Annotated in this window: 20 protein-coding genes and 1 tRNA gene; 14 read left to right on the top strand and 7 right to left on the bottom strand. The window is 74.8% G+C overall.

The annotated features are described in order from the left end of the window. Positions 1-16 precede the first annotated feature (16 nt). On the bottom strand, positions 17-820 hold the full coding sequence (locus KSNIM_RS17985; RefSeq protein WP_263104225.1) for a tyrosine-protein phosphatase: 804 nt from the start codon (positions 818-820) through the stop codon (positions 17-19). Between the two features lie 67 nt (positions 821-887). Next, a complete protein-coding gene (locus KSNIM_RS17980; protein WP_263104224.1) occupies positions 888-1,637 on the bottom strand; it encodes an SDR family oxidoreductase in 750 nt (249 codons plus the stop codon). 82 nt (positions 1,638-1,719) lie between these two features. On the opposite strand from KSNIM_RS17980, the gene KSNIM_RS17975 reads away from it, so the two are divergent. Further along, entirely contained in the window at positions 1,720-2,307 is a 588-nt protein-coding gene (locus tag KSNIM_RS17975; RefSeq protein WP_263104223.1) for a transglutaminase-like domain-containing protein, read from the top strand. A gap of 109 nt (positions 2,308-2,416) precedes the next feature. Here the strand turns inward: KSNIM_RS17975 and KSNIM_RS17970 are convergent, their stop codons facing one another. Continuing rightward, a complete protein-coding gene (locus KSNIM_RS17970) occupies positions 2,417-3,625 on the bottom strand; it encodes a winged helix DNA-binding domain-containing protein (RefSeq protein WP_263104222.1) in 1,209 nt (402 codons plus the stop codon). 142 nt (positions 3,626-3,767) lie between these two features. Between KSNIM_RS17970 and KSNIM_RS17965 the strand changes: the two genes are divergently transcribed. Both KSNIM_RS17965 and KSNIM_RS17960 read left to right on the top strand, forming a co-directional pair. Beyond that, positions 3,768-4,442, top strand: coding sequence for a nucleotidyltransferase domain-containing protein (locus KSNIM_RS17965; protein ID WP_263104221.1), 675 nt, complete (start codon positions 3,768-3,770; stop codon positions 4,440-4,442). Between the two features lie 121 nt (positions 4,443-4,563). Next, positions 4,564-4,636 (top strand) — tRNA-Lys (locus KSNIM_RS17960). Between the two features lie 59 nt (positions 4,637-4,695). On the opposite strand, the gene KSNIM_RS17955 is transcribed toward KSNIM_RS17960, so the two are convergent. Beyond that, on the bottom strand, positions 4,696-5,259 hold the full coding sequence (locus tag KSNIM_RS17955) for a flavoprotein (RefSeq protein ID WP_263104220.1): 564 nt from the start codon (positions 5,257-5,259) through the stop codon (positions 4,696-4,698). A gap of 110 nt (positions 5,260-5,369) precedes the next feature. Then, on the bottom strand, positions 5,370-5,990 hold the full coding sequence (locus tag KSNIM_RS17950) for a hypothetical protein (protein ID WP_263104219.1): 621 nt from the start codon (positions 5,988-5,990) through the stop codon (positions 5,370-5,372). A 645-nt stretch (positions 5,991-6,635) separates the two neighbouring features. Here KSNIM_RS17950 and KSNIM_RS17945 point away from each other — a divergent pair. The 4 genes from KSNIM_RS17945 to KSNIM_RS17930 all read left to right on the top strand — a co-directional run bounded on the left by KSNIM_RS17945 (position 6,636) and on the right by KSNIM_RS17930 (position 12,494). Next, positions 6,636-7,409 carry a VOC family protein gene (locus KSNIM_RS17945; RefSeq protein ID WP_263104218.1) on the top strand — a complete coding sequence of 258 codons (774 nt, stop codon included), beginning with the start codon at positions 6,636-6,638 and terminating at the stop codon, positions 7,407-7,409. Positions 7,410-7,508: 99 nt separating this feature from the next. Then, entirely contained in the window at positions 7,509-8,267 is a 759-nt protein-coding gene (locus KSNIM_RS17940) for an HAD family hydrolase (protein WP_263104217.1), read from the top strand. Continuing rightward, positions 8,264-10,660, top strand: coding sequence for a glycoside hydrolase family 65 protein (locus tag KSNIM_RS17935; protein WP_263104216.1), 2,397 nt, complete (start codon positions 8,264-8,266; stop codon positions 10,658-10,660). The genes KSNIM_RS17940 and KSNIM_RS17935 overlap by 4 nt, the downstream gene beginning before the upstream one ends. Before the next feature lie 100 nt (positions 10,661-10,760). Next, positions 10,761-12,494 (top strand): pyruvate dehydrogenase, encoded by a 1,734-nt coding sequence (locus KSNIM_RS17930; RefSeq protein ID WP_263104215.1) that lies wholly within the window; start codon positions 10,761-10,763, stop codon positions 12,492-12,494. Positions 12,495-12,497: 3 nt separating this feature from the next. Here the strand turns inward: KSNIM_RS17930 and KSNIM_RS17925 are convergent, their stop codons facing one another. Further along, positions 12,498-13,463, bottom strand: coding sequence for a helix-turn-helix transcriptional regulator (locus KSNIM_RS17925; protein WP_263104214.1), 966 nt, complete (start codon positions 13,461-13,463; stop codon positions 12,498-12,500). Positions 13,464-13,584: 121 nt separating this feature from the next. On the opposite strand from KSNIM_RS17925, the gene KSNIM_RS17920 reads away from it, so the two are divergent. The 3 genes from KSNIM_RS17920 to KSNIM_RS17910 all read left to right on the top strand — a co-directional run bounded on the left by KSNIM_RS17920 (position 13,585) and on the right by KSNIM_RS17910 (position 15,934). Continuing rightward, on the top strand, positions 13,585-15,105 hold the full coding sequence (locus tag KSNIM_RS17920; protein WP_263104213.1) for an MFS transporter: 1,521 nt from the start codon (positions 13,585-13,587) through the stop codon (positions 15,103-15,105). A gap of 67 nt (positions 15,106-15,172) precedes the next feature. Continuing rightward, entirely contained in the window at positions 15,173-15,763 is a 591-nt protein-coding gene (locus tag KSNIM_RS17915) for a helix-turn-helix domain-containing protein (protein WP_263104212.1), read from the top strand. 27 nt (positions 15,764-15,790) lie between these two features. Then, on the top strand, positions 15,791-15,934 hold the full coding sequence (locus tag KSNIM_RS17910) for a DUF6126 family protein (protein ID WP_159401010.1): 144 nt from the start codon (positions 15,791-15,793) through the stop codon (positions 15,932-15,934). Positions 15,935-15,941: 7 nt separating this feature from the next. Here KSNIM_RS17910 and KSNIM_RS17905 read toward each other — a convergent pair whose 3' ends face one another. Continuing rightward, positions 15,942-17,378: a PLP-dependent aminotransferase family protein gene (locus KSNIM_RS17905; protein ID WP_263104211.1), complete on the bottom strand. Its 1,437-nt coding sequence runs from the start codon at positions 17,376-17,378 to the stop codon at positions 15,942-15,944. A 49-nt stretch (positions 17,379-17,427) separates the two neighbouring features. On the opposite strand from KSNIM_RS17905, the gene KSNIM_RS17900 reads away from it, so the two are divergent. From KSNIM_RS17900 to KSNIM_RS17885, 4 genes are all read left to right on the top strand, one after another. Next, positions 17,428-17,907 carry a carboxymuconolactone decarboxylase family protein gene (locus tag KSNIM_RS17900; protein WP_263104210.1) on the top strand — a complete coding sequence of 160 codons (480 nt, stop codon included), beginning with the start codon at positions 17,428-17,430 and terminating at the stop codon, positions 17,905-17,907. Positions 17,908-18,053: 146 nt separating this feature from the next. Then, complete coding sequence (locus KSNIM_RS17895) at positions 18,054-18,800, top strand: ATP-binding cassette domain-containing protein (RefSeq protein ID WP_263104209.1); 747 nt, start codon at positions 18,054-18,056, stop codon at positions 18,798-18,800. Further along, entirely contained in the window at positions 18,787-21,045 is a 2,259-nt protein-coding gene (locus KSNIM_RS17890; RefSeq protein WP_263104208.1) for a YhgE/Pip domain-containing protein, read from the top strand. The genes KSNIM_RS17895 and KSNIM_RS17890 overlap by 14 nt, the downstream gene beginning before the upstream one ends. A gap of 109 nt (positions 21,046-21,154) precedes the next feature. Beyond that, positions 21,155-21,766 carry a TetR/AcrR family transcriptional regulator gene (locus KSNIM_RS17885; RefSeq protein ID WP_263104207.1) on the top strand — a complete coding sequence of 204 codons (612 nt, stop codon included), beginning with the start codon at positions 21,155-21,157 and terminating at the stop codon, positions 21,764-21,766. Positions 21,767-21,859 lie beyond the last annotated feature (93 nt).

The following is a 21,859-nucleotide window of genomic DNA, read 5'->3' as shown; positions in this document are numbered from 1 at the left end:
GGCAGGACCCGGATGATCAGCCCAACTTGCCCCGCAGCAGCACCAGTTCCTCCTCGGTGACACCGTGGGCGAGCAGGTAGCCCTCGATCGAGCCGTGCAGTTCGCGCATCCGGGCGAGCGCGGCGAGCAGGTTGTCCGCCTCCACCGGGTGCGAGAGCTGCTCCTCGCCGTTCTCGTCCAGGTAGGGCACGGGGCCCTTGTCCAGGCCGAGGTGTACGTTCGAGCGCAGGAAGTCCTCGACGATCTCCTCCTCGGACAGCCCGGCGAGGTGGTGCAGCACGGCGACGGCCAGGCCTGTGCGGTCCTTGCCGACGGCGCAGTGGACGACCGCGGGCAGCCCGTCCGGTGCGGCCAGTCGGCGGACGGTGCCGGCGATCGCGGCCCCGCCGGTCTCGGCCATGAACAGGTAGACCGCGAGCGAGCCGGACGGCCACTCGATGCCGGTCTCCGACCGGTCCGGCAGCAGCGGCAGGTGGTGGTCCAGGTAGTCCAGGCCGTGCCGCTCGTCGGGCCAGCGGCTGCGCTCGCTCGCGGTCCGCAGGTCGACGACGACCCGGATCCCGAGCGCCTCCAGTGCCCGGGCGCCCTGCGGGGTGAGCAGGGCGAGGGTGCCGGACCGGAACAGCACCCCGGGGCGGACGGTGCCCACCCCGGCGTCCCGGAAGTTCGGCACGTCCGGGACGGCCCGGTGCGGCCGGGAACGCTGGTGGTCGAGGCGGGCTGGGATGTCGGCGGCCGCCCCGGTCGTCACGGCGGTGGCGGTCGTGGCGGTTGCAGCGGCGTCGGTGTCGACGGCGTCGTCGAACTCGCTCTCGGTCATGAGGCCAACGGTAGGCCGCCCGGCCCGCCGACCGGGCCGGATCGCGAAACCCGTGCCGCCGCGCCGCTCACCGCCCGCCGGCGACGTCCAGGAAGGCCCCGGTGGTGTAGGAGGAGGCGGGCGAGAGCAGGAAGAGGATGCTCTCGGCGACCTCCTCCGGCTGCCCGCCGCGGCCCAGCGGCAGTCCCGGCGCGACCCGGTCGACCCGGCCGGGCTCGCCGCCGAGCGCGTGGATGCCGGTGTGGATCAGGCCCGGGCGCACCGCGTTGACCCGGATGCCCTCGCCGGCGACCTCCAGGGCCAGGCCGCGGGTCATCGAGTCCAGCGCGCCCTTGGAAGCGGCGTAGTCCACGTACTCGTTGGGCGAGCCGAGGCGGGACGCGGCCGAGGACACGTTGACGATCGCCCCGCCGCGGCCGCCGTAGCGGGTGGACATCCGGCGGACGGCCTCGCCCGCGCACAGGAACGGACCGGTGATGTTGGCCGCCCAGATCCGGGTCAGCCGGTCCTCGTCCAGCTCGTCGAGGCGGCACTGCTTCTCCAGCGTGCCGGCGTTGTTCACCAGCCCGGTCAGCGTGCCGAGGCGCTCGTCGACCGTCTCGAACAGCCGCCTCGCCCCCTCGGCCCGGCTGACGTCCGCCCGGACGGCGATCGCGGTGCCGCCGGCGGCCCGGATGCCGTCCACCACGGCCTGCGCCGAGACGCTGTCGTCGAGGTAGTTGATGCAGACCCGCTGGCCGCGGGCCGCGGCCAGCCGGGCGGTGGCGGCACCGATCCCGCGTCCGCCGCCGGTGACCACAAGGACGTCGTCGCTCATGGGCCCGACCGTAGCCGAACCCGCCGTGTCCGAAGTGTGGAATTCCCGGTCCGCCCGCCGACCGGCCCGGCACGATGGCCGCATGACCGCGCAGCCCGCCGACGCAGAGCCCGCCGACCTCGCCGCCGCCGACGACCCGGCCCACCTGGCCGCCGACGCGACGATCGACCACCACCACCCCGCGATCCGCGGGCTCGCCGCCGGCCTGCGCGGGGCGAGCGAGGAGGAGACGGCCCGCGCCCTGTACCTGTACGTCCGCGACGAGGTGGCGCACTCCTACGACGTGGACCGGTGGAGCGCCGCCGTCCGCGCCTCCGACGTGCTCGCCGCGGGCGACGCCGTCTGCCACGGCAAGGCCCACCTGCTGGTGGCCCTGCTGCGCGCCGAGGGCATCCCGGCCGGCCTGTGCTACCAGCGGCTCGAGGTGCTGCACGGCCTCGCCGCCTACCGGCTGCCCGGGCAGCCGGAGTGGGTCCGGATCGACCCGCGCGGCAACCGGCCGGGCCTGGACGCGCAGTTCGCCGCCACCCCGGCCGAGGAGCGGCTCGCCTACCCGGACGTCCCGCTGGAGCCCGGCGTCCACGCCGCCGTGCCGCCCGTGCTGGCCGCCGGCCTCGCCCGCGGCGTGCCGGGCGTGGCCTCCTTCGAGTACATCCCGACCGCGCTGTAGGTGCGTGTCTTCCGAGGCCTACGGATGCGATCCCAGCGGGAGGTACCCCCGCGCCCCTGTCTGCGCACCCGGGTGCCTTCGAAGAGACGTTCCGGGGCGTCGCCCCGGGTCAGCCGGCCGCCGCGCGGAGGGCTGCGATCCTGGGGGCGCGGCTCTTCGGCGAGTCCAGGCTGAACCCGCGGGCGTCCCCGAGGTCCTCGCGGACGAACTCCTCCGTGCGGTCGATCGCCTCCTGCAGCGCCGGTTCCATCGGCACGTACAGCTGGTGCACGATCTCGCGCTCCCCGGGGTCGTACTCCCAGAGCCCGACGATCCGGCCGCGGTCCACCACGACGTGGGTCTGCGGGTCGGCCTCGGTGCCGAAGCTGCGCCCGGCCCGCCCGCCCGGCAGCGTCCGCTCGGCGTCGGCCGGGTCCAGCAACCGGGGGAGGTCGCGGTGCAGCAGGTGGATGCCGTCGATCCCGGCGACCAGCGCGTACGAGGGCTCGGCGGGCGGCTCGAAGGCCTCGAACTCCTCCGCCAGGGCGGTGGGCAGCAGCAGGTCGGTGCCGGGCAGGGTCACCAGGTCGAGCGGGGCCAGAGCGGCCTTCGCGGTCGCCGCCGTGAAGCCGGTGAACCAGCGCAGGTGCCGGACGGCCGCCGGCGCCGCCCACGCCAGGTACCGCTCGGCGAGTTCCGCGGCCGAGCCCCGCACCGGCTGGTCCCACCGGACGTAGCCGTAACGCTGTTGGTCCAGGCGGCCGTTGACCGGCACCCGGCGGGCCTGGCCGCGGGCCTGCAGCAGCCCGAGCGCCAGCGGCAGCGTGGTCGACACCCCGCGCTTGCGGCCCGTCTCGCCGAGCGAGCGGACGGCCCCGCCCGCCACCTCGCGGATCGCCGCCGGCTCCAACGGCGCCTCCGGGGAGAGGAGATGGCCGATCGTCAGGCACAGCTTCTCGATCTCGTCCCGGGTGACGCCCAGGTGCTTCACCGCCGACGCGATCTCGCTCTCCGGAACGCCAGCCCCGGCGGCCAGGCCCAGCGCGTAGTCCGACGCCGGCAGGACGTAGGTGCAGCCGCGGGCGGACGGCAGCTCGTGCACCTCCAGGTCGGCCACCGCCGCGTCCACCGCCTCCCGGCGCAGCCCGGCCCGGGCGAACAGGCCCAGGTACGGGGCCGCACCGCCGACCGAACGGGCCCAGCCGGCCGCGGCGAGCACCTCGGCCGGGGAGGCGCCCTCGTGCGCCCGCCCGGGGCTGCCCGCCAGCCACTGCCGGTGCGCCCACCAGGCCCTGAGCTTCGCTGCCGGGACCACGCTGTCCTTCAGCCCGTTCGCCATGGGCCCAGTATCGGCGTGCCGGAGCACGGGCGGACGGAGCGACCTACCGACAATTCGGTCGCGCCCGGCGGCGGCCGCACGGCAGACTGCCCGTTCCAGCCCCCCACCGGTTCTGCCGGCTCCCCGACGGACGGAGACGCCCGTGCACGTCCTGCTCGCCGGCATCGTCGGCTCCACCGCCTACGGACTGGCCCACGCCGGTTCGGACATCGACCGGCTCGGCCTGTTCGCCGCACCCACCGTCGAGTTCCACGGCCTGCAGCGGCCCGCCGAGTCGCACGTCACCACCGCGCCCGACCGCACCCTGCACGAGGCGGCGAAGTGGTGCCGGCTCGCGCTGAGCTGCAACCCCACCGCCTCCGAACTCGCCTGGCTGCCCGAGGACCTGTACGAGGTGCGCACCCCGCTGGGCGAGGAGCTGATCGGCATCCGCCGGTCCTTCCTCAGCGCGCACGCCGTCCGCCGCTCCTACCTCGGCTACGCCACCCAGCAGTTCAGGAAGCTGACGACCAGGGACACCGCGGACCCGACCGCGCGGGCCCGGGCCGCCAAGCACGCCCGGCACCTCGTCCGGCTGGTCGAGCAGGGCCTCGCCCTGCACGAGACGGGCGAGATCGTCGTCCGGCTCGCCGACCCCGAGCGGGTCCGCGCCCTCGGCGAGCGCTACGCCGAGCGGCCCGGGGAGGCGGCAGGCCTGCTCGCCTCGGCGGAGGACCGCTTCGACCGGCCCGGTGTGCTGCCGGCGGCACCCGACGAGGCCCCGGCCGAGGCCTGGCTGCGCCGGGTCCGGGCCGTCCACCTGGAGCCGGCGGCCTGACGGTCGTCCGCGCACCGGTTCGAGCCGCGGCGCGGCGCACAATCCCCTGGCGGCCCCCCGGGGATCACCGGGTAGGATCGGCCCCGGCGAGCGCTGTACCAGCACGGTCGTGCCCGCCGGCGGGCCGCTAGCTCAATTGGCAGAGCTGCGGACTTTTAATCCGTAGGTTCAGGGTTCGAGCCCCTGGCGGCCCACCGCTTCGCCGAAGTCCGGCACCGCACCGCGGTGCCGGACTTCGGCGTTCCGGGGCGCTTCAGCCGTTGCCGCCCGCCCTGGTGAGGACGGGCCGGAGCAGGTCGAGGACGGCCGTCCAGCGGTAGGCGGCGCGGCCCTCGTCGGTGCGGGCCCGGTGCGGGACGGCGTCGCCGAACAGCACGCCCATCGCCCGCAGCCGCTCCAGGCTCGCCCCGTACGCGGGGTGGGCGGCCTGTGCCGCGTTGACGTACGGCTGGACGGCGGTCGGCGTGCCGAGGCCGTACGCCTCGCAGAGGATGCCGAGGGCCAGGGTGTCGGAGATGCCGGCGGCCCACTTGTTGACGGTGTTGAAGGTGGCGGGGGCGACCGCGATCGCGTCGGCCCAGGGCAGCGGCTGCGGGCTGCCCGGGGTGCGCCAGGCCGAGCGGACGGCGTGGCCGGTCTGCGCCTCGACGGCCTCGCGGTCGACGAAGCCGAGTGCGGTCGGGGTGGCGATGACGCCGACGCCCCAGCCCTCGTCCCGGGCGGCGCCGATCAGGGTGCCGACGTCGGCCGCGATGCCCGCGGCGCAGACGACGACGTAGAGGAACGGCCGGTGCTGCGCGGTCAACTGCTTGGTCAAACCTGGACTCCCCGGTGCGGTCGGCGGTGGTGCGGCAGGTACCGGGACATCCTGCCCCGTCGGCGGCCGACCGTCCCGGCCCGTGGCGGCGGACCGGAACGGGCGCCGCGTCAGAACTTCAGCAGCGGCGGGAAGAACGGCCGGGACAGCTTGAGCCGGTAGGCCATCGAGACGTCGTCGATCAGGAACGGAACCCGGTTGGCGGCGTCGTCCACCGAGAAGAACGAGATCACGGCGTGCTGCTCGGCGGAGGAGTAGAAGGCCTCCGGCAGGGTCACGGTGACCTGCTGGTAGCCACTGGCGCTGTCCTTGTTGGTCCGGGTGACGAGGGTGTACGGCGTGCCGTCCGGCGCGGTGGCCTCGACGGTGAGCTCGTGGTAGCCGAAGGTGGCCGGGCTCGGCGTGCCGATGTGCACCCAGAAGGTCAGCACCGGCACCCGCAGGGCCGGAATCGTCACCTGCTGGGTGATCCGGTCCATGCCGGCCCGGCCGTGGCCGCCGAGTTCGGCCTTCCAGCTGCCCGAGTGCGCGGGCAGCGCGGGGTCGTTCGTGATGATCCCGGTACCGAACGGCACCGAGAACGTGTTCCACCCGCTGGCGCCGGCCTCGAAGTCGGGGTTGGCGATGCCGGCCGGTGCGGCCTGCGCGGCCGGTGCGGCCAGCAGGCCGACGGCGGCCGCGGCGGCGAGGACGGAAGTGGCGATGCGCGCCTTCCGGAATATGGCCTTCATGGTTCTCCTGGTCGGGGTGGCCGCCCGCACCTGCTGTCGGTGCCCGGGGCGGCGGAGTTCCGTTGCGGCGCGGGGCCGCAACAGGAACGTACCGTCCACCACTGACTCCGCCGGGGTGGAACCGGTTCCCGATCTGACGGCCGGTCATGACCGCCGCCAGGTATGGGGGCGAACGGCCGGGCGGTGGCCTGGGCAGGGCTGCCCCGGCCACCCGGCCCGGTCAGTGGCGCGGCCTGTGGGTCAGGGCGATGCCGCCGGGCAGGAAGGCCGCCCCGAGGACGTCGGCGAGGACAGCGTCGGCGGTCTGCGCGGGCTCGTGGCCGGCGTCCATGACCGCGTGACCTGTGCGGCCGCCGGGTCGCCCGCACCGAGCCGGTGCGGGCCGCCGAAGCCCCGACCGAGCCCCGGCCGCGCGCCCTGCACCACTTCACAGGCTTCCGGCGGACCCACGACCCTGGCGGCTCCTTCGTCGCCCGTCCACCCTGACCGGTGCGTTCGGCGTGATCAACCCGCTGCGACGCGGCCGCTGACCTGCGCCGGTGACGCGGCGGCCCGCTCCGGTGGCGGCCCGCGGCCGCACCGGGAAGGGTGGTCCGAGGGGTGTCCCGTGCGGCACGGGGCCGAACCCTTCCCCAGGGAGGCACGATGCCCGAGGTAACCGCCCGCTACCGGCCCGGCACCCCCTGCTGGGTCGACCTGATGGCCAAGGACCAGCAGGCTGCCCTCGACTTCTACCGCGACCTGTTCGGCTGGCAGGGCGAGGTGGGCCCGGCCGAGTTCGGCGGCTACGCGATCTGTTCGCTGAACGGCCGTCCGGTGGCCGGCATCGCCCCGCAGTTGTCCCCCGAGGGCGAGCCGCTGCCACCGGTCGTCTGGACGACCTACCTGGCCAGTGACGACGCCGACGCCACCCTCGCCGCGGTCAACGCGGCCGGCGGCACCACGCTGATGCCGGCCGTGGACGTCGGTACCGTCGGCCGGATGCTCGTCGCCAGCGACCCGACCGGCGCCGTCTTCGGCGTCTGGCAGCCGGTGGAGTTCATCGGAGCCCAGGTCGTCAACGAGCCCGGCGCCCTCACCTGGAACGACCTGCACACCAGCGACGTCGGGGCCGCTTCCGCGTTCCTCGGCTCCGTCTTCGGGACGGAGACCGCCGAGATGGCGGGCAGGGTCGGCTACCGCGTCATCCAGGTCGACGGCCGGCCGGTCGGCGGCGTCACCGGCCTGCAGGACGACCCGCCCGGCACCCCCTCGCACTGGCGGGTCTGGTTCGCCGTCGACGACACCGACAGCACGGTCGACGCGCTGGTCAAGGCCGGCGGCACCGTCCTCGCCCCGCCCACCGACGGACCGGCCGGCCGCTCGGCCCTGGTCGCCGACCCGCAGGGCGCCGCCTTCGCCGTCGTCACCCCGGCCTGAACCGCCCCGAGCGACGCCGGCCGCCCGCCCCGGCGGGTCCAACACGCCGGGCCGCGAATGGGCGGCATATCGGCGGCCGCAGCGGCAAGACTTGCAGCCATGCTGGGGCTTCCGGACGACATCCACGCCTTCCTCTTCGATCTGGACGGCGTGCTGACGCAGACCGCGACCGTGCACGCCGCCGCCTGGAAGGACATGTTCGACACCTTCCTGCGGGCCGAGGCGGACCGCACCGGCGCACCCTTCGTGCCCTTCGACCCGGTCGGCGACTACGACGAGTACGTCGACGGCAGGCCCCGCCTCGACGGCACCAGGGGCTTCCTCGAATCGCGCGGCATCGGCCTGCCCGAGGGCGACGAGCAGGACGCCCCCGGCACCCGTACCCTGCAGGGGCTCAGCCGGGCCAAGAACGACACCGTGCTGCGGATGATCCGCGAGCAGGGCGTCGAGCCCTACCCCGGCTCCGTCGCCTACCTGCGCAGACTGCGCGACCTCGGCCTGCCGCGGGCCGTGGTCTCCTCCAGCGCCAACTGCCGGGACGTGCTGCGGGCCGCCCGGATCGACGACCTGGTCGATGTGGTGGTCGACGGCATCACCGCCCACCGCGACCACCTCGTCGGCAAGCCCGCGCCCGACACCTACCTGGCCGCCGCCCGGGCCCTCGGCACCGCGCCCGAGCACGCCGCCGTCTTCGAGGACGCGCTGGCCGGCGTCGCCTCCGGCCGGGCCGGCGGCTTCGGCACGGTGGTCGGCGTCGACCGGGTCGGCCAGGCCGAGGAGCTCCGCGCGCACGGCGCCGACCTCGTCGTCCGCGACCTCGCCGAGTTGCTCCCCGACGCACCCGGGGAGGCGCGGTGAACGGCCAGGACACCTTCGCCATCGACCCCTGGGGCGTGGTCGAGCACGGCCTGGACCTGGACGGCCTGGCCCGCGCCGAGTCCGTCTTCGCCCTCTCCAACGGCCACATCGGCCTGCGCGCCAACCTCGACGAGGGCGAGCCGCACGGCCTGCCAGGTACTTACCTCAACGGCGTCTTCGAGCTGCGCCCGCTGCCCTACGCGGAGAGCGGCTACGGCTACCCCGAGTCCGGCCAGAGCGTCATCAACGTCACCAACGGCAAGATCATCCGGTTGCTGGTCGACGACGAGCCCTTCGACCTGCGCTACGGCGGCCTGCACCAGCACCAGCGCAGCCTGGACTTCCGGGACGGCGTGCTCCGGCGCACCGCCGAGTGGACCTCCCCCGCCGGACGGACCGTCAAGGTCTCCTCCGCGCGGCTGGTCTCGCTCACCCAGCGCGCGGTCGCCGCCTTCGACTACACCGTGGAGGCGGTGGACGGGCCCGTCCGGATCGTGCTGCAGTCCGAGCTGGTCGCCAACGAGCAGCTCCCGGACGGCGAGCGCGACCCGCGGGCCGCCGCCGTGCTGGAGGCGCCGCTGGTCGCCGAGGCGCACGAGGCGGTCGGCACCAAGGCCGTGCTGGTGCACCGCACCCGGTACAGCGGCCTGCGGGTCGCCGCCGGCATGGACCACCTCATCGAGGGCCCCGACCGCTTCGAGGCCACCGCCGAGGCCACCGAGCACCAGGGCCGGATCAGCGTCACCACCGTGCTGCAGGCCGGCGAACGGCTGCGGCTGGTCAAGTTCATCGCGTACGGCTGGTCGGCGACCCGCTCGCTGCCGGCCGTGCGCGACCAGGTGGAGGCCGCGCTGACCGCCGCCCGCTACACCGGCTGGGACGGCCTGGTCGCCGAGCAGAAGGGCTTCCTCGGCGACTTCTGGGGCGGCAGCGACATCGAGGTCGAGGGCGACGTCGAGCTCCAGCAGGCCGTCCGCTTCGCGCTGTTCCACGTGCTGCAGGCCGGCGCCCGCAGCGAGGAGCGGGCGATCCCCGCCAAGGGGCTCACCGGCCCCGGCTACGACGGCCACAGCTTCTGGGACACCGAGACCTTCGTCCTCCCGGTGCTCACCTACTGCCTGCCCACCGCCGTCGACCAGGCGCTGCGCTGGCGGCACACCACGTTGCCGATGGCCCGCGAACGCGCCACCCAGCTCGGCCTGGCCGGGGCGGTCTTCCCGTGGCGGACGATCCGCGGCGAGGAGTGCTCCGGCTACTGGCCGGCCGGCACCGCGGCCTTCCACATCGGCGCGGACATCGCCGCCGCCGTCGTCCGCTACGTGCACGCCACCGGCGACGTCGAGTTCGAGCGCACCTGGGGCCTGGAACTCCTGGTCGAGACCGCCCGGATGTGGCGCTCGCTCGGCCACCACGACCCGGCCGGCCGGTTCCGCATCGAGGGCGTCACCGGCCCCGACGAGTACAGCGCCGTCGCCGACAACAACGTCTTCACCAACCTCATGGCGCAGGCCAACCTGCGCGCCGCCGCCGAGGCCGCCACCCGGCACCCGCTGGAGGCCGGCGCCCTCGGCGTTGACACCGAGGAGGCCGCCGCCTGGCGGGACGCCGCCGCCGCGATGTTCGTCCCCTACGACGAGAACCTCGGCGTGCACCCGCAGGCCGACGGCTTCACCGACCACCAGCTGTGGGACTTCGACAGCACCCCGGCCGAGAACTACCCCCTGCTGCTGCACTACCCGTACTTCGACCTCTACCGGAAGCAGGTCGTCAAACAGGCCGACCTGGTGCTCGCCATGCAGGTCCGCGGCGACGCCTTCACCGACGAGCAGAAGGCCCGCAACTTCGCGTACTACGAGCGCCTCACCGTCCGGGACTCCTCGCTCTCCGCCTGCACCCAGGCGGTCATCGCGGCCGAGGTCGGCCAGCTCGACCTGGCGTACGACTACACCGCCGAGGCCGCCCTGATGGACCTGCACGACCTCGGCGGCAACACCCGTGACGGCCTGCACATGGCCTCCCTCGCCGGGGCCTGCATCGCCCTGGTCGCGGGCTTCGGCGGGCTGCGCGACCGCGCAGGCCGGCTCTCCTTCCGGCCCCGGCTGCCCTCGGGGCTGCGCAGGCTCTCCTTCGCCCTGCGGGTGCGGGACAACCTGCTGCGGGTCGAGATCACCCACGCCACCACCACCTACACGCTCAGGCGCGGCGAGAGCATCCAGGTGCAGCACGACGGCGAGGTGCTGGAGGTGAAGGCCGGTTCGCCGCTGCACCGGCCCACCGTGGTCGCCGAGGTGCCGCCCGAGCGGTGCACCCAGCCGCCCGGCCGCGAACCGGCCCGGCGGCACCCGCAGGCCGGTGTGCACGCCCAGCCGATCGAGCACCTGCCCGCCGAGTGACGCCGGGCGGTCACCCGTTCGCCGCGGACCGGGTGCCCGCCGGTGGCCGCCGTCGCAGGGTGGTGGCGACCTGTGACCGGCGACCGAGAGGGCGGACCTTGTGGGCAGTGTGGCCGAACAGATGGTCGAGGTGCTGCGGCAGGCCGGTGTCGAACGGGTCTACGGCGTGGTCGGCGACAGCCTCAACCCGGTCGTCGACGCCATCCGCCGCGCCGAGGGGATCTCCTGGGTGCACGTCCGCAACGAGGAGGCCGGTGCCTTCGCGGCCGCCGCCGAGGCCGAACTCACCGGCCGGCTCGCGGTCTGCGCGGGCTCCTGCGGCCCCGGCAACACGCACCTCGTCCAGGGCCTCTACGACGCGCAGCGCAGCGGCGTCCCCGTCCTCGCGCTGGCCTCGCACATCCCGTCGGGGCAGATCGGCACCGGCTTCTTCCAGGAGACCCACCCGGAGCGGGTGTTCACCGACTGCAGCGGCTTCTGCGAGACGGTCTCCACCCCGGCCCAGCTGCCGCGGCTGATGCGGGTGGCCGTCCAGCACGCCATCGGGGCGCGCGGCGTCGCGGTGCTGGCCTTCCCCGGGGACGTCGCCGCGCTGCCCGCGGCCGGCCCCACCGGCAGCTCGTCCTTCCTGACCGAACAGGCCGTCGCCGCACCGCCCTGGGGCCAGGTCCAGCGGCTCGCGGTGGCCCTGGAGTCGGCCGCCACCGTCACGCTCTTCTGCGGCGCCGGCTGCCGGGACGCCCACGAGGAGGTGATGAAGCTCGCCGGCACCCTGCAGGCCCCGATCGGGCACTCGCTGCGCGGCAAGGAGTTCATCCAGTTCGACAACCCGTACGACGTCGGCATGAGTGGCCTGCTCGGCTACGGCGCCTGCCACGAGGCGCTGCACGGGGCCGAGCTGGTGCTGATGCTGGGCACCGACTTCCCGTACGACTCCTTCCTGCCGACCCGGCGGGTGATCCAGGTCGACCACGACGCCACCCGGCTCGGCCGCCGCGTCCCGCTCGAACTCGCCGTGCACGGGGACGTGTCGGCCACCCTGCGGGCCGTGCTCCCGCTGCTCGCGCAGCGCTCCGACCGAGGCTTCCTCGACGGCATGCTGGCGCGGCACGCCAAGGCCCTGGAGACCGTCGTCGGCGCGTACACCCGGGACATCGAGAAGCACACCCCGATCCACCCCGAGTACGTGGCCTCGGTGCTCGACGAGGTCGCCGCCGACGACGCCGTCTTCACCGTCGACACCGGGATGTGCAACGTCTGGGCGGCCCGCTACCTCACCCCCAACGGCCGCCGCCGGGTGATCGGTTCCTTCCTGCACGGCTCCATGGCGAACGCGCTCCCGCACGCCATCGGCGCCCAACTCGCCTTCCCTGGGCGGCAGGTGATCTCGATGTCCGGCGACGGCGGACTCGGCATGCTGCTCGGCGAACTGCTCACCGTCGCCAAGCACCGGCTGCCGGTCAAGACCGTCGTCTTCAACAACGGCGCGCTCGGCATGATCAAGCTGGAGATGCTGGTCAGCGGCTACCCCGAGTGGGAGATCGACAACGGCGACGTCGACTACGCCGCCATCGCCCGGGCGGCCGGCATCCCCGCCAAGCGGGTCACCGATCCGGCCAAGGTCCGGGAGGTGCTCGCCGAGGCGCTCGAACGCCCCGGCCCGGCCCTCGTCGACGTGGTCACCGACCCCAACGCGCTCTCCATCCCGCCGAAGATCACCGCGGCCCAGCTCCGCGGCTTCGCCCTGGCCGCCGGCCGCACCGTGCTCTCCGGCGGCGTCGGCCGGATGATCGACCTGGCCCGGTCGAACCTGCGGAACATCCCGCGGCCCTGACGCTCAGTCCGCCGGACCCGCGCCGCGGGCCGCCCGGCCGGCCAGGGCGCGCAGGTGCTCGGCGAGCTCCGGGGGTTCGTGGACCTCGAACTCGCAGCCCAGGGTGATCAGCCGGACGGCCAGCCACTCCAGCGGGTCGGCCCGGGTGTACAGCCGGCAGCGCTGCCCGTCGAGCGGCTCCAGTTCGCCGGCGCCCGGGTGGAGGCGGCGGGCGGCCTCGGCGTGCGGCAGGTGCAGGGTGGCGACCGCGCGGTAGGAGCGGGCCGGGCCGGCCAGCCGGGCGGCCACGAAGGCGGCGGCGTCCCCGCCCGGGAGTTCGCGCGGGGCGCAGCGCAGCCCCGTCCGCTGCGGGGCGGCGATCCGGTCGACACGGAAGAGCCGCCAGTCGTCCCGGTCGGTGTCGTGGGCGACGAGGTACCAGCGCCGGCCGGCCGAGACGAGGCGGTGCGGTTCGACGAGGCGGCGGGTCTCGGCGTCGTCCCGGGCCCGGTAGCCGAAGCGGACCTTCTCCCGGGCGGCGACCGCGGAGGCCAGGACGGCCAGGTCCTCGGGGTCGATCCGGGGGCCGTCGCCGGGCAGCATCGGGACGGTCGCCGTGTCGAGCGCGGAGACCCGGTGCCGCAGCCGGGACGGCAGCACCTGGACGAGCTTCGCCAGGGCCCGGACGGACGCCTCCTCGATGCCGTCCACGGCGTGCCCGGCGGCCGTCCGCAGGCCGACGGCGATGGCCACCGCCTCCTCGTCGTCCAGCAGCAGCGGGGGCATCGCGGTGCCGGCGACCAGTCGGTAGCCGCCGATCGGGCCGCGGCTGGCCTCCACGGGGTAGCCGAGGTCGCGCAGCCGCTCGACGTCGCGCCGGACGGTGCGCGGGCTGACGCCCAGCCGGTCGGCGAGTTCACTGCCGGGCCATTCGCGCGGGGTCTGCAGCAGCGACAGCAGGGACAGCAGCCGGGCGGGTGTGTCGGTCATGGCTCGGAGTCTGGCGCACATTGCGGTCAGGATCCGGCCTAATCGCGGCCTAGCGTCGGAGGCGGTCCAGCAAGGCCCCCGAGGACCCCGAGACCACTCCCACGCGCTTCCGAGGAGCACCATGACCCCCGAACGTCCCGACCGCAGGCGCTGGTTCGCGCTGGCCGTGGTGATGACGGCCAGCCTGATGGACCTGGTGGACGTCACCATCGTCAACATCGCGATGCCGAGCATCCGGGAGGAGACCGGCGCCTCGTTCAGCGCCCTGCAGTGGATCAGCGCGGGCTACGCGCTGGCCTTCGCGGTCGGCCTGATCACCGGCGGCCGGCTCGGCGACATCTACGGCCGAAAGCGGCTCTTCCTGCTGGGCATCGCCGGCTTCACGGCCGCCTCGGCGCTCTGCGGCTTCGCGACCGGGCCCGACATGCTCGTCGCGGCACGGGTGCTGCAGGGTGCGGCGGGCGCGCTGATGGTGCCCCAGGTGCTGGCGATCGTCCACGCGGGCTTCCCCGCGGAGGAGCGCGGCAAGGTGTTCGGCCTGTTCGGCGCGATGGTGGGCCTGGGCGCCGTGAGCGGGCCGCTGCTGGGCGCGCTGCTCACCGAGTGGGACGTGGCCGGCCTCGGCTGGCGGCCGATCTTCCTGGTCAACCTGCCGGTCGGCGTGGCCGGCCTGCTGCTCGGCCGGGTCTTCATCGACGAGTCGAAGGCGCCGCAGGCGCTCCGGCTGGACCTGGTCGGCATGGCACTGGCCAGCGCGGGCCTGCTGATGGTGCTCTACCCGCTGACCCAGGGCCGCGAGCTCGGCTGGCCGCTGTGGGGCTACGCGGTGATGGCCGGCGGACTCGCGGTGCTGGCGCTGTTCGTCCGGTACGAGCGGGCCAAGTCCCGCCGGGACGGCTCGCCGCTGGTGGAACTCTCGCTGTTCCGGGTGCGCAGCTTCGCAGCCGGGATCGGTGTGCAGCTCGGCCACGGCACCGCCTGCGGCGTGTTCTTCCTGGTCTGGACGCTCTACATGCAGCTCGGCCTCGGCTGGAGCCCGCTGAAGGCCGGGCTGACCGGCCTGCCGTTCTCGCTGGCGGTCTCCACCGCCGCCGGGCTCTCGGTGCAGAAGCTGGTGCCGCGGTTCGGCCGGGCGGTGCTGCGGGCGGGCGCGCTGGTGATGGCGGCGGGCACCGGCCTGTACCTCGCCCTCGCCGAGTGGCTGGGCACCGGCATCACCCCCTGGCAGATGGCCGCGCCGCTGGTGGTGATGGGCGCCGGGATGGGCCTGATCGTCGCCCCGCTGACGGACGCGGTGCTCTCCGAGGTGCCGCGGGAGCACGCCGGGTCGGCCTCCGGCCTGGTCAACACGGTGAACCAGCTGGGCGTGGCGCTCGGCCTCGGCCTGACCTCGGTGGCGTTCTTCGGGGTGGTCGACGGTGCGGCGCCGGCCGAACTCGCCGACGGGCGGGCGTTCACGGCCGCGTTCAGCGCCTCGCTGTGGTGGGTGGCCGGCGGCCTGCTGCTGGTGTTCCTGCTGATGGGGGCGCTGCCGAAGCGCCGTCCGCAGACCGGCGGACAGGAGACCGGCGGGCAGGAGACCGGCGGTGCCGGGCACGACGAGTCCGTCCGCCCGGAGGACGAGCGGGCGCTGGTCGGCTGAGAACGGGCCGGTTTGCCTCTGGGGCAAATTTCTTGCCCCGCAGGCACGGCGGGTGTGGACTGGTCGCATGAAGGACGACCAGGAGGTCGCGGGCCTCGGCACGCGACTGCGCGAGCACCGGATGGCGGGGCGGCTGACCCTGGAGGGCGCGGCCGCCCGGGTCGGCCTCTCCCCAGCCTATCTGTCGCGGTTGGAGACCGGGCGTCGGCAGCCCTCGCTGCCCGTGCTGCTCGGTCTCGCCCGCGCCTACGGCACCAGCGTCTCCGGGCTGCTCGGCGAGCAGTCCGGAGAGCCCGACCCGGTGGTCCGCGGCGGCGCCATCGAGCCCGGCCAGGCCGGCGGCTGGGGCTACCGGCGGGCCGGCGCACCCGGCCGCGCGATGCAGGCCCTGCGCGTCCAGGTGCCGCCGAGCGTGCAGGACGCGGTCGTCCGGGTGCACCCCGGCGAGGAATGGCTCTACGTGCTGCGCGGGCGGCTGCGGCTCACCCTCGGCGAGAGCATCCACCACCTCGACGAGGGCGACTCGGCGCACTTCGACTCGCTCACCCCGCACTGCATCGCCGCCGACACGCCCGACGGCGTCGAACTGCTGTTCCTGCACACCCTGCTGCAAAGCCCGGGCGGCGACCTGTGCCTCGGCGACGCACCCCGGATCTGACCGGCCCGACACCCCAGGAGGACGGACATGAGCAAGCCCACCACCACCGACGCCGGACGGCGCACCGACCGCCGGGTCCTGATCCGCGCCGCGATCTACATGGTCGCCACGCACGTCTTCGCCGGCTTCGTCATCCTGCTCTTCGAGATCGGCTCCCGGAAGAACGGATGACGGCGGGTCACGCCCCGGGCGCCGAGAGCCGGATCAGGCTGCAGAGCGCGTCCAGGGCCGGCTCGAAGGCCCGGTCCGACGGGGTGCCGTAGCCGATCACCAGCGCCGGCGGGCGGTCCGGCTCCAGGCCGGCGGACGGCGTCCGGCACCAGCCCAGGGTGTTCAGCGACAGGCCCAGCCAGGCGGCCTGGCGGCGCAGCTCCTCCTCGTCCAGCGAGCCGGGCGGCAGCTCCAGCACCGCGTGCAGCCCGGCCGCGATGCCGGTGACCCGGACCTCCGGCGCCCGCTCCGCCAGCACCGCCACCAGCCGGTCGCGCCGCCGCCGGTACTGCAGCCGGCTGCGCCGCACGTGCCGGTCGTAGGCGCCGGAGGTGATCAGCTCGGCCAGGGTCAGCTGGTCCATCACCCCGGACTGGCCGTCCGCCAGCTCCTTGCGGTGGGCCACCGGGCCGACCAGCGCGGCCGGCAGCGCCAGCCAGCCGATCCGCAGGCCCGGTGCCAGACTCTTGCTCACGGTGCCCGCGTGGACCACCCGCTCCGGGTCCAGCGCCTGCATCGCGCCGACCGGCTGGCGGTCGTAGCGGAACTCCCCGTCGTAGTCGTCCTCCACCACCAGCCCGCCGCTCTCCTGCGCCCAGGCGACGGCGGCCGCCCGCCGGGCGGCCCGCAGCGGCACCCCGGTCGGGAACTGGTGCGCCGGGGTGAGCACCGCCGCCCCGGCCCCGGTGCCGGCCAGCAGGTCGGTGCGGGCGCCGCCGGCGTCCAGCGGCAGGGCCGCGGTGGCCAGGCCCTTGGCGGCCAGCACCGCCAGCTGCGGCGGCAGCCCGTACTCCTCGACCGCGACGGTGCCGACGCCCTGCTCGCGCAGCACCTCGCAGAGCAGGCCGAGGCCCTGGGTGTAGCCGGCGCAGACGACCAGCCGCTCGGGATCGGTCCGCACGCCGCGGACCCGGGCGAGGTAGCCGGCCAGGGCGCGGCGCAGCTCGATCCGGCCGCGAGGGTCGGTGTAGCCGAAGGCCTCGTGCGGGGCGGTGGCCAGCGCGCGGCGGGCGGCCGCCAGCCAGGCGGACCGCGGGAACCGCGAGACGTCCGGGCGGCCCGGCATCAGGTCGTGCCGGACGGCCGGAGTGCGCGGCACGGGAGCCGCGGCGGTGGGCACGGACGGGGTGCCGCGGTCGGCCACCACCGTGCCCGAGCCCTGCCGGGAGGCCAGCCAGCCCTCGGCCGAGAGCTGCGCGTACGCCTCCGCCACGGTGTTCCGGGCGATCCCGAGGTCCCGGGAGAGCTCCCGCGAGGACGGCAGCCGGGTGCCCCGAGGCAGCCGCCCGGTGCGGACGGCCTCGCGCAGCGCGTCCTCCAGGGCGGCCCGCAGGCCCAGGCCCCGGGAGCGCCCCGCGGTCAGGTCGAGGTGCAGGTCGCCGCCGAAAGTGGCCCAGGATTCCATACCGCCAATGAACCACACCCGCGGGCCACTTCGCTCCTAGCGTGGGCCCATGACGACGAACGAGACTGCCTACGTCCCCGCCCCCGTCCAGCGGATCTCCCTCCCCGAGCAGGCTGCCGGCTTCTACCGCGCGATGATCGACCTGGACCGCGCCGCCCGGGCCGGCATCGAGTCCGCGCTGGCCGAGCTGGTCAAGATCCACGCCTCGGCGATCAACGGCTGCGCGTTCTGCCTGGACATGCACACCACCGACGCCCGCAAGGGCGGCGAGCAGGAGCACCGCCTCGCCACCCTGCCGGCCTGGCGCGAGGCCCCCTGGTACACCGCCCGCGAGCGCGCCGCCCTCGCCCTGACCGAGGCCGTCACCCTGGTCACCCAGGGGCACGTGCCGGACGCCGTCTACGACGAGGCCGCCAAGCACTTCGACCAGCAGGAGCTGGCCCAGCTGATCGCCCTGATCATCGCGATCAACTCGTGGAACCGGATCGCCATCACCTCCCGGATGAGCCCGGCCCCCAAGCAGGCCTGAGGGCCGGCCCGTTCGGTGTGCGGCGGCCGATCCGGGGCAGCCGTAAGGCATCTCACAGTCCGTCGGGCCCGGTCCGGTGAGGACCGGGCCCGCGGTGCCCGTATATTTGAACTGACTGGTCAGTTCAAAAACGGGGGAGGGGCGCCATGGCCGACCGGAACACCACCGGGGCCGCCGTCCGCGCCGAGGCGTTGTCACTGCGCGGAGGACGGGGCTGGGTCTACCGGGATGTCGGATTCGAGGCGCCACCGGGCGCCCTGGTCGCGCTGGAGGGCGAGGCCGGCACCGGCCGCACCTCCCTGCTGCTGACCCTCACCGGACGGATGCGCCCCACCGCGGGCCACGCCGCCGTCGACGGCCTGGAACTGCCGCGGCACGCCGCCAAGGTCCGGAGGATCGCCGCGCTCGGCCCCGTCCCCGGCGTCAACGAGCCCGACCCGGCGCTCAGCGTCGCCGCCCACCTGCGCGAGCAGCTCCACCTGCACGGGCGCCCGTTCGCTCCCCTGGTCCGCCGCGGCACCGACCGGCGGGCCGCCGAGGCGCTCGCCGCCGCCGGACTCGACCCGGCGACCCTGCCCGACGGGCTGCACACCCCCGCCCGGGAGCTCGGCGCGCTCGACCGACTGCGGCTCTCGACCGCGCTCGCCCTGATCGGCGGGCCCCGGCTGCTCTGCGCCGACGACATCGACGACCGCCTCGACGACACCGGCCGCCGCGCCGCCTGGCAGCTGCTCCGCGACGTCGCCGACCGCGGCACCACGGTGCTGGCCACCACCACCGACGCCGGCCGCGCCGCCGGCCTCGCCGACCTGACCGCGCGCACGACCCGCACGGACGACTCCGCGGAGACCGCCGCGGCACCCGAGGAGGAGGCCGCCGATGCGCGCGCTTAGCCTGGCCCGCCTGGAGTTCGGCCGCTTCTCCCGCGGCCGGCTGCCCCGCGCCGCGATGGCCGCCCTGCTGCTGCTCCCGCTGCTCTACGGCGCGCTCTACCTCTGGTCCTTCTGGGACCCGTACGGCCGCCTGGACAAGCTGCCGGTCGCCCTCGTCAACGAGGACCGCGCCGTCACCGTCGAGGGCAACCGGGTGGACGCCGGGCACGACCTGACCGCCAAGCTCCGGCAGAGCCACACCTTCGGCTGGCAGGAGACCACAGCCGCCGACGCCGAGAAGGGCCTCGCCACCGGCCGCTACTACCTGACCCTCACCATCCCCGCCGGATTCAGCGCCGGCATCGCCAGCAGCAACGGCGACCACCCGGAGCGCGGCACCCTGCAGGTGCGCACCAACGACTCCAACAACTACGTCGTCGGGTCGATCTCCAAGACGGTGTTCAGCGAGGTCCGGGCCGCCGCCAGCGCCAAGGCCTCCGCCGGGTTCTACGACAAGATCTTCCTCGGCTTCTCCGACCTGCACGACCGCACCGAGCAGGCCGCCGACGGCGCCCACCAGGTCGCCGACGGCGCGAACCGCGCCCACGACGGCTCGGCGAAGCTCGCCGACGGCACCGCCCGTGCCAAGGACGGCGCCGAGCAGCTCGCCGCCGGCGGCCGCACCGCCCGCACCGGCGCCGCCGACCTCGCCACCGGCCTGGACAAGGCCAAGCAGGGCAGCACCAGCCTCGACGACGGCATCGCCCGGATCGACGACAGCCTGGCCAAGCTGACCACCGGCGCCCAGCAGGTCGCCGACGGCACCCGCCAGCTCACCGACGAGGTCGACCCGCTGGCCCGCAGGATCTCCCCGGTGCTGCACACGTACCCGGAGCAGATCCGCATCGCCGCCCGGCTCACCGCCGACGCCGCCGGGAAGCTCTCCACCGACCTGAAGGACCTGCCCGCCCGCTCCGCGGCCGTCCTCGCCGACGCTCGCAAGGTGTCCGGCGAGATCGACGCCAGGTACGCCCGGGAGTGCCCCGGTGGCACGCCCGCCCCGGGCCACGACGCCGGCGACTGCCGGGAGGACGCCGAGCTCTCGAAGATCGGCCACCGCCTGGTCACCGCCGCCGAGGACACCGACGCCCTGATCCACCGGGCGACGCCCAGGCTGGACGAGGTCGCGGCCTACGCCGACGACGTGCAGACGGCCGCCCGGAAGCTCGCCGACCCCGACCTCGCCGCGAAGTTCGACGCCAAGGTCGCCGACCTGCACCGCCTCGACGACGGCGCCCACCAGGTCGCCGACGGCGCCGCCAAGATCAAGCAGGGCACCGCCGCCGCCCTCACCGGCATCCGCAGCCTCGACAGCGGCCTCGGCCGCCTCGACGACGGCGCCCACCGCCTCTCCGGCGGCATCTACCGGCTCTCCACCGGCATGACCGCCCTCGACTCCGCCACCGGCCAGCTCGCCGACGGCGCCGCCCGCCTCGACGACGGCCTCGGCACCCTTGCCGACGGTTCCGGCAGGCTCGCCACCGGGTTGCAGGACGGCGCCGCCAAGATCCCCGACTACACCGACGGCCAGCGCGCCGCCCGCACCGCCGCGATGAGCGACCCGGTCGCCCTCGCCCGCCAGGAGCTCAACAAGGCGCCCAACTACGGCACCGGCTTCGCCCCGTACTTCGTGCCGCTCGCCCTGTGGGTCGGCGCGATGGTCACCTACATGCTGATGCGCCCGCTCGGCCCGCGCGCCCTCGCCGGCAACGCGCCCTCCTGGCGGGTCGCGCTGGCCGGCTGGCTGCCCGCCGCCGCGATCGGCCTCGCCCAGGCCGCCGCACTGATCGGCGTGCTGCACTGGGGCCTCGGCCTGCAGCCCGAGCGGACGGCCGGCCTGCTCGGCTACCTCGCACTCACCGTGCTCTGCTTCACCGCGCTGATGCAGTGGATCAACGCCCGCTTCGGCCCGGCCGGCCGGCTGCTGGCCCTCGCCCTGCTGATGCTGCAGCTCACCTCGGCGGGCGGGACCTACCCGGTCGAGTCCAGCCCCGGATTCTTCAACGCGATCCACCCCTTCCTGCCGATGACCTACGTGGTCGCCGGACTGCGCAGGCTGATCAGCGGCGGTGACCTCACCGCCGTGTGGACGGGCAGCGCCGTGCTCGCCGCCTTCTGGGCCGGAGCGCTCGCGCTGACCGTGCTGACCGCCCGCCGCCGCCAGGTCTGGACGCTCTCCCGGCTGCACCCCGAGCTGTCGCTCTGACACCCCGCAGAACCCCTGCCGGGCGCGCGGTACGATCCGCGCGCCCGGCATTCTTCGTCCTCCACCCACCCGGCGCCGGCCGGCGTCCCCCACCCTCCCGGAAGCACCCATGAGCCAACGCCGCAGCGCGACCCGGCAGAAGCTGTACGAGGCCGCCGTCACCCTCATCGCGGAGAAGGGCTTCTCCGCCACCACCGTCGACGAGATCGCCGAACGCGCCCAGGTGGCCAAGGGCACCGTCTACTACAACTTCGCCAGCAAGACCGAGCTGTTCGAGGGCTTGCTCAAGCACGGCACCGGGCTGCTCACCGACTCGCTGCGGGAGGCCGCCGAGGGCAGACCGCCGCTGGAGGGCGTCGATGCGATGATCCGGGCCGGCCTGGTCTTCATCGCCGCCTACCCGTCCTTCGCGCAGCTGTTCGTCGCCGAGACCTGGCGGACCAACCGGGCCTGGCACGAGACGCTGCGGATGATGCGCGACAGCGCCGTCGCGGTGGTCGCCGGGGTGCTCGACGAGGCCGTCCACGAGGGCCTGCTCTCGGCGGACCTGGACACCCAGCTGATCGCCTCGGCGCTGTTCGGCATGGTGCTGGTGGTCGCCCTGGACTGGCTGGCCTTCCAGCCCGACCGCAGCCTGGACGACGTGCACGCCGCCCTGGTACGCCTCGTGCACGGCCGCATCACCCCGGCCCAGGGCGGTCTTCAAGGCGAAAAGGGGTAGCCACAAGGGGGGCGGGGAACTGCGCGACTCGGATGCGGCTCGCCGTACGAACCAGGGCCTTGCCCGAATTCGTCACGATGCCCAGTCCCGGAC

Origin of the sequence: Kitasatospora sp. DSM 101779, assembly GCF_025655475.1 — a bacterium.
Lineage (GTDB): Bacteria > Actinomycetota > Actinomycetes > Streptomycetales > Streptomycetaceae > Kitasatospora.
This window is presented reverse-complemented; position numbering and strand designations above follow the sequence as displayed.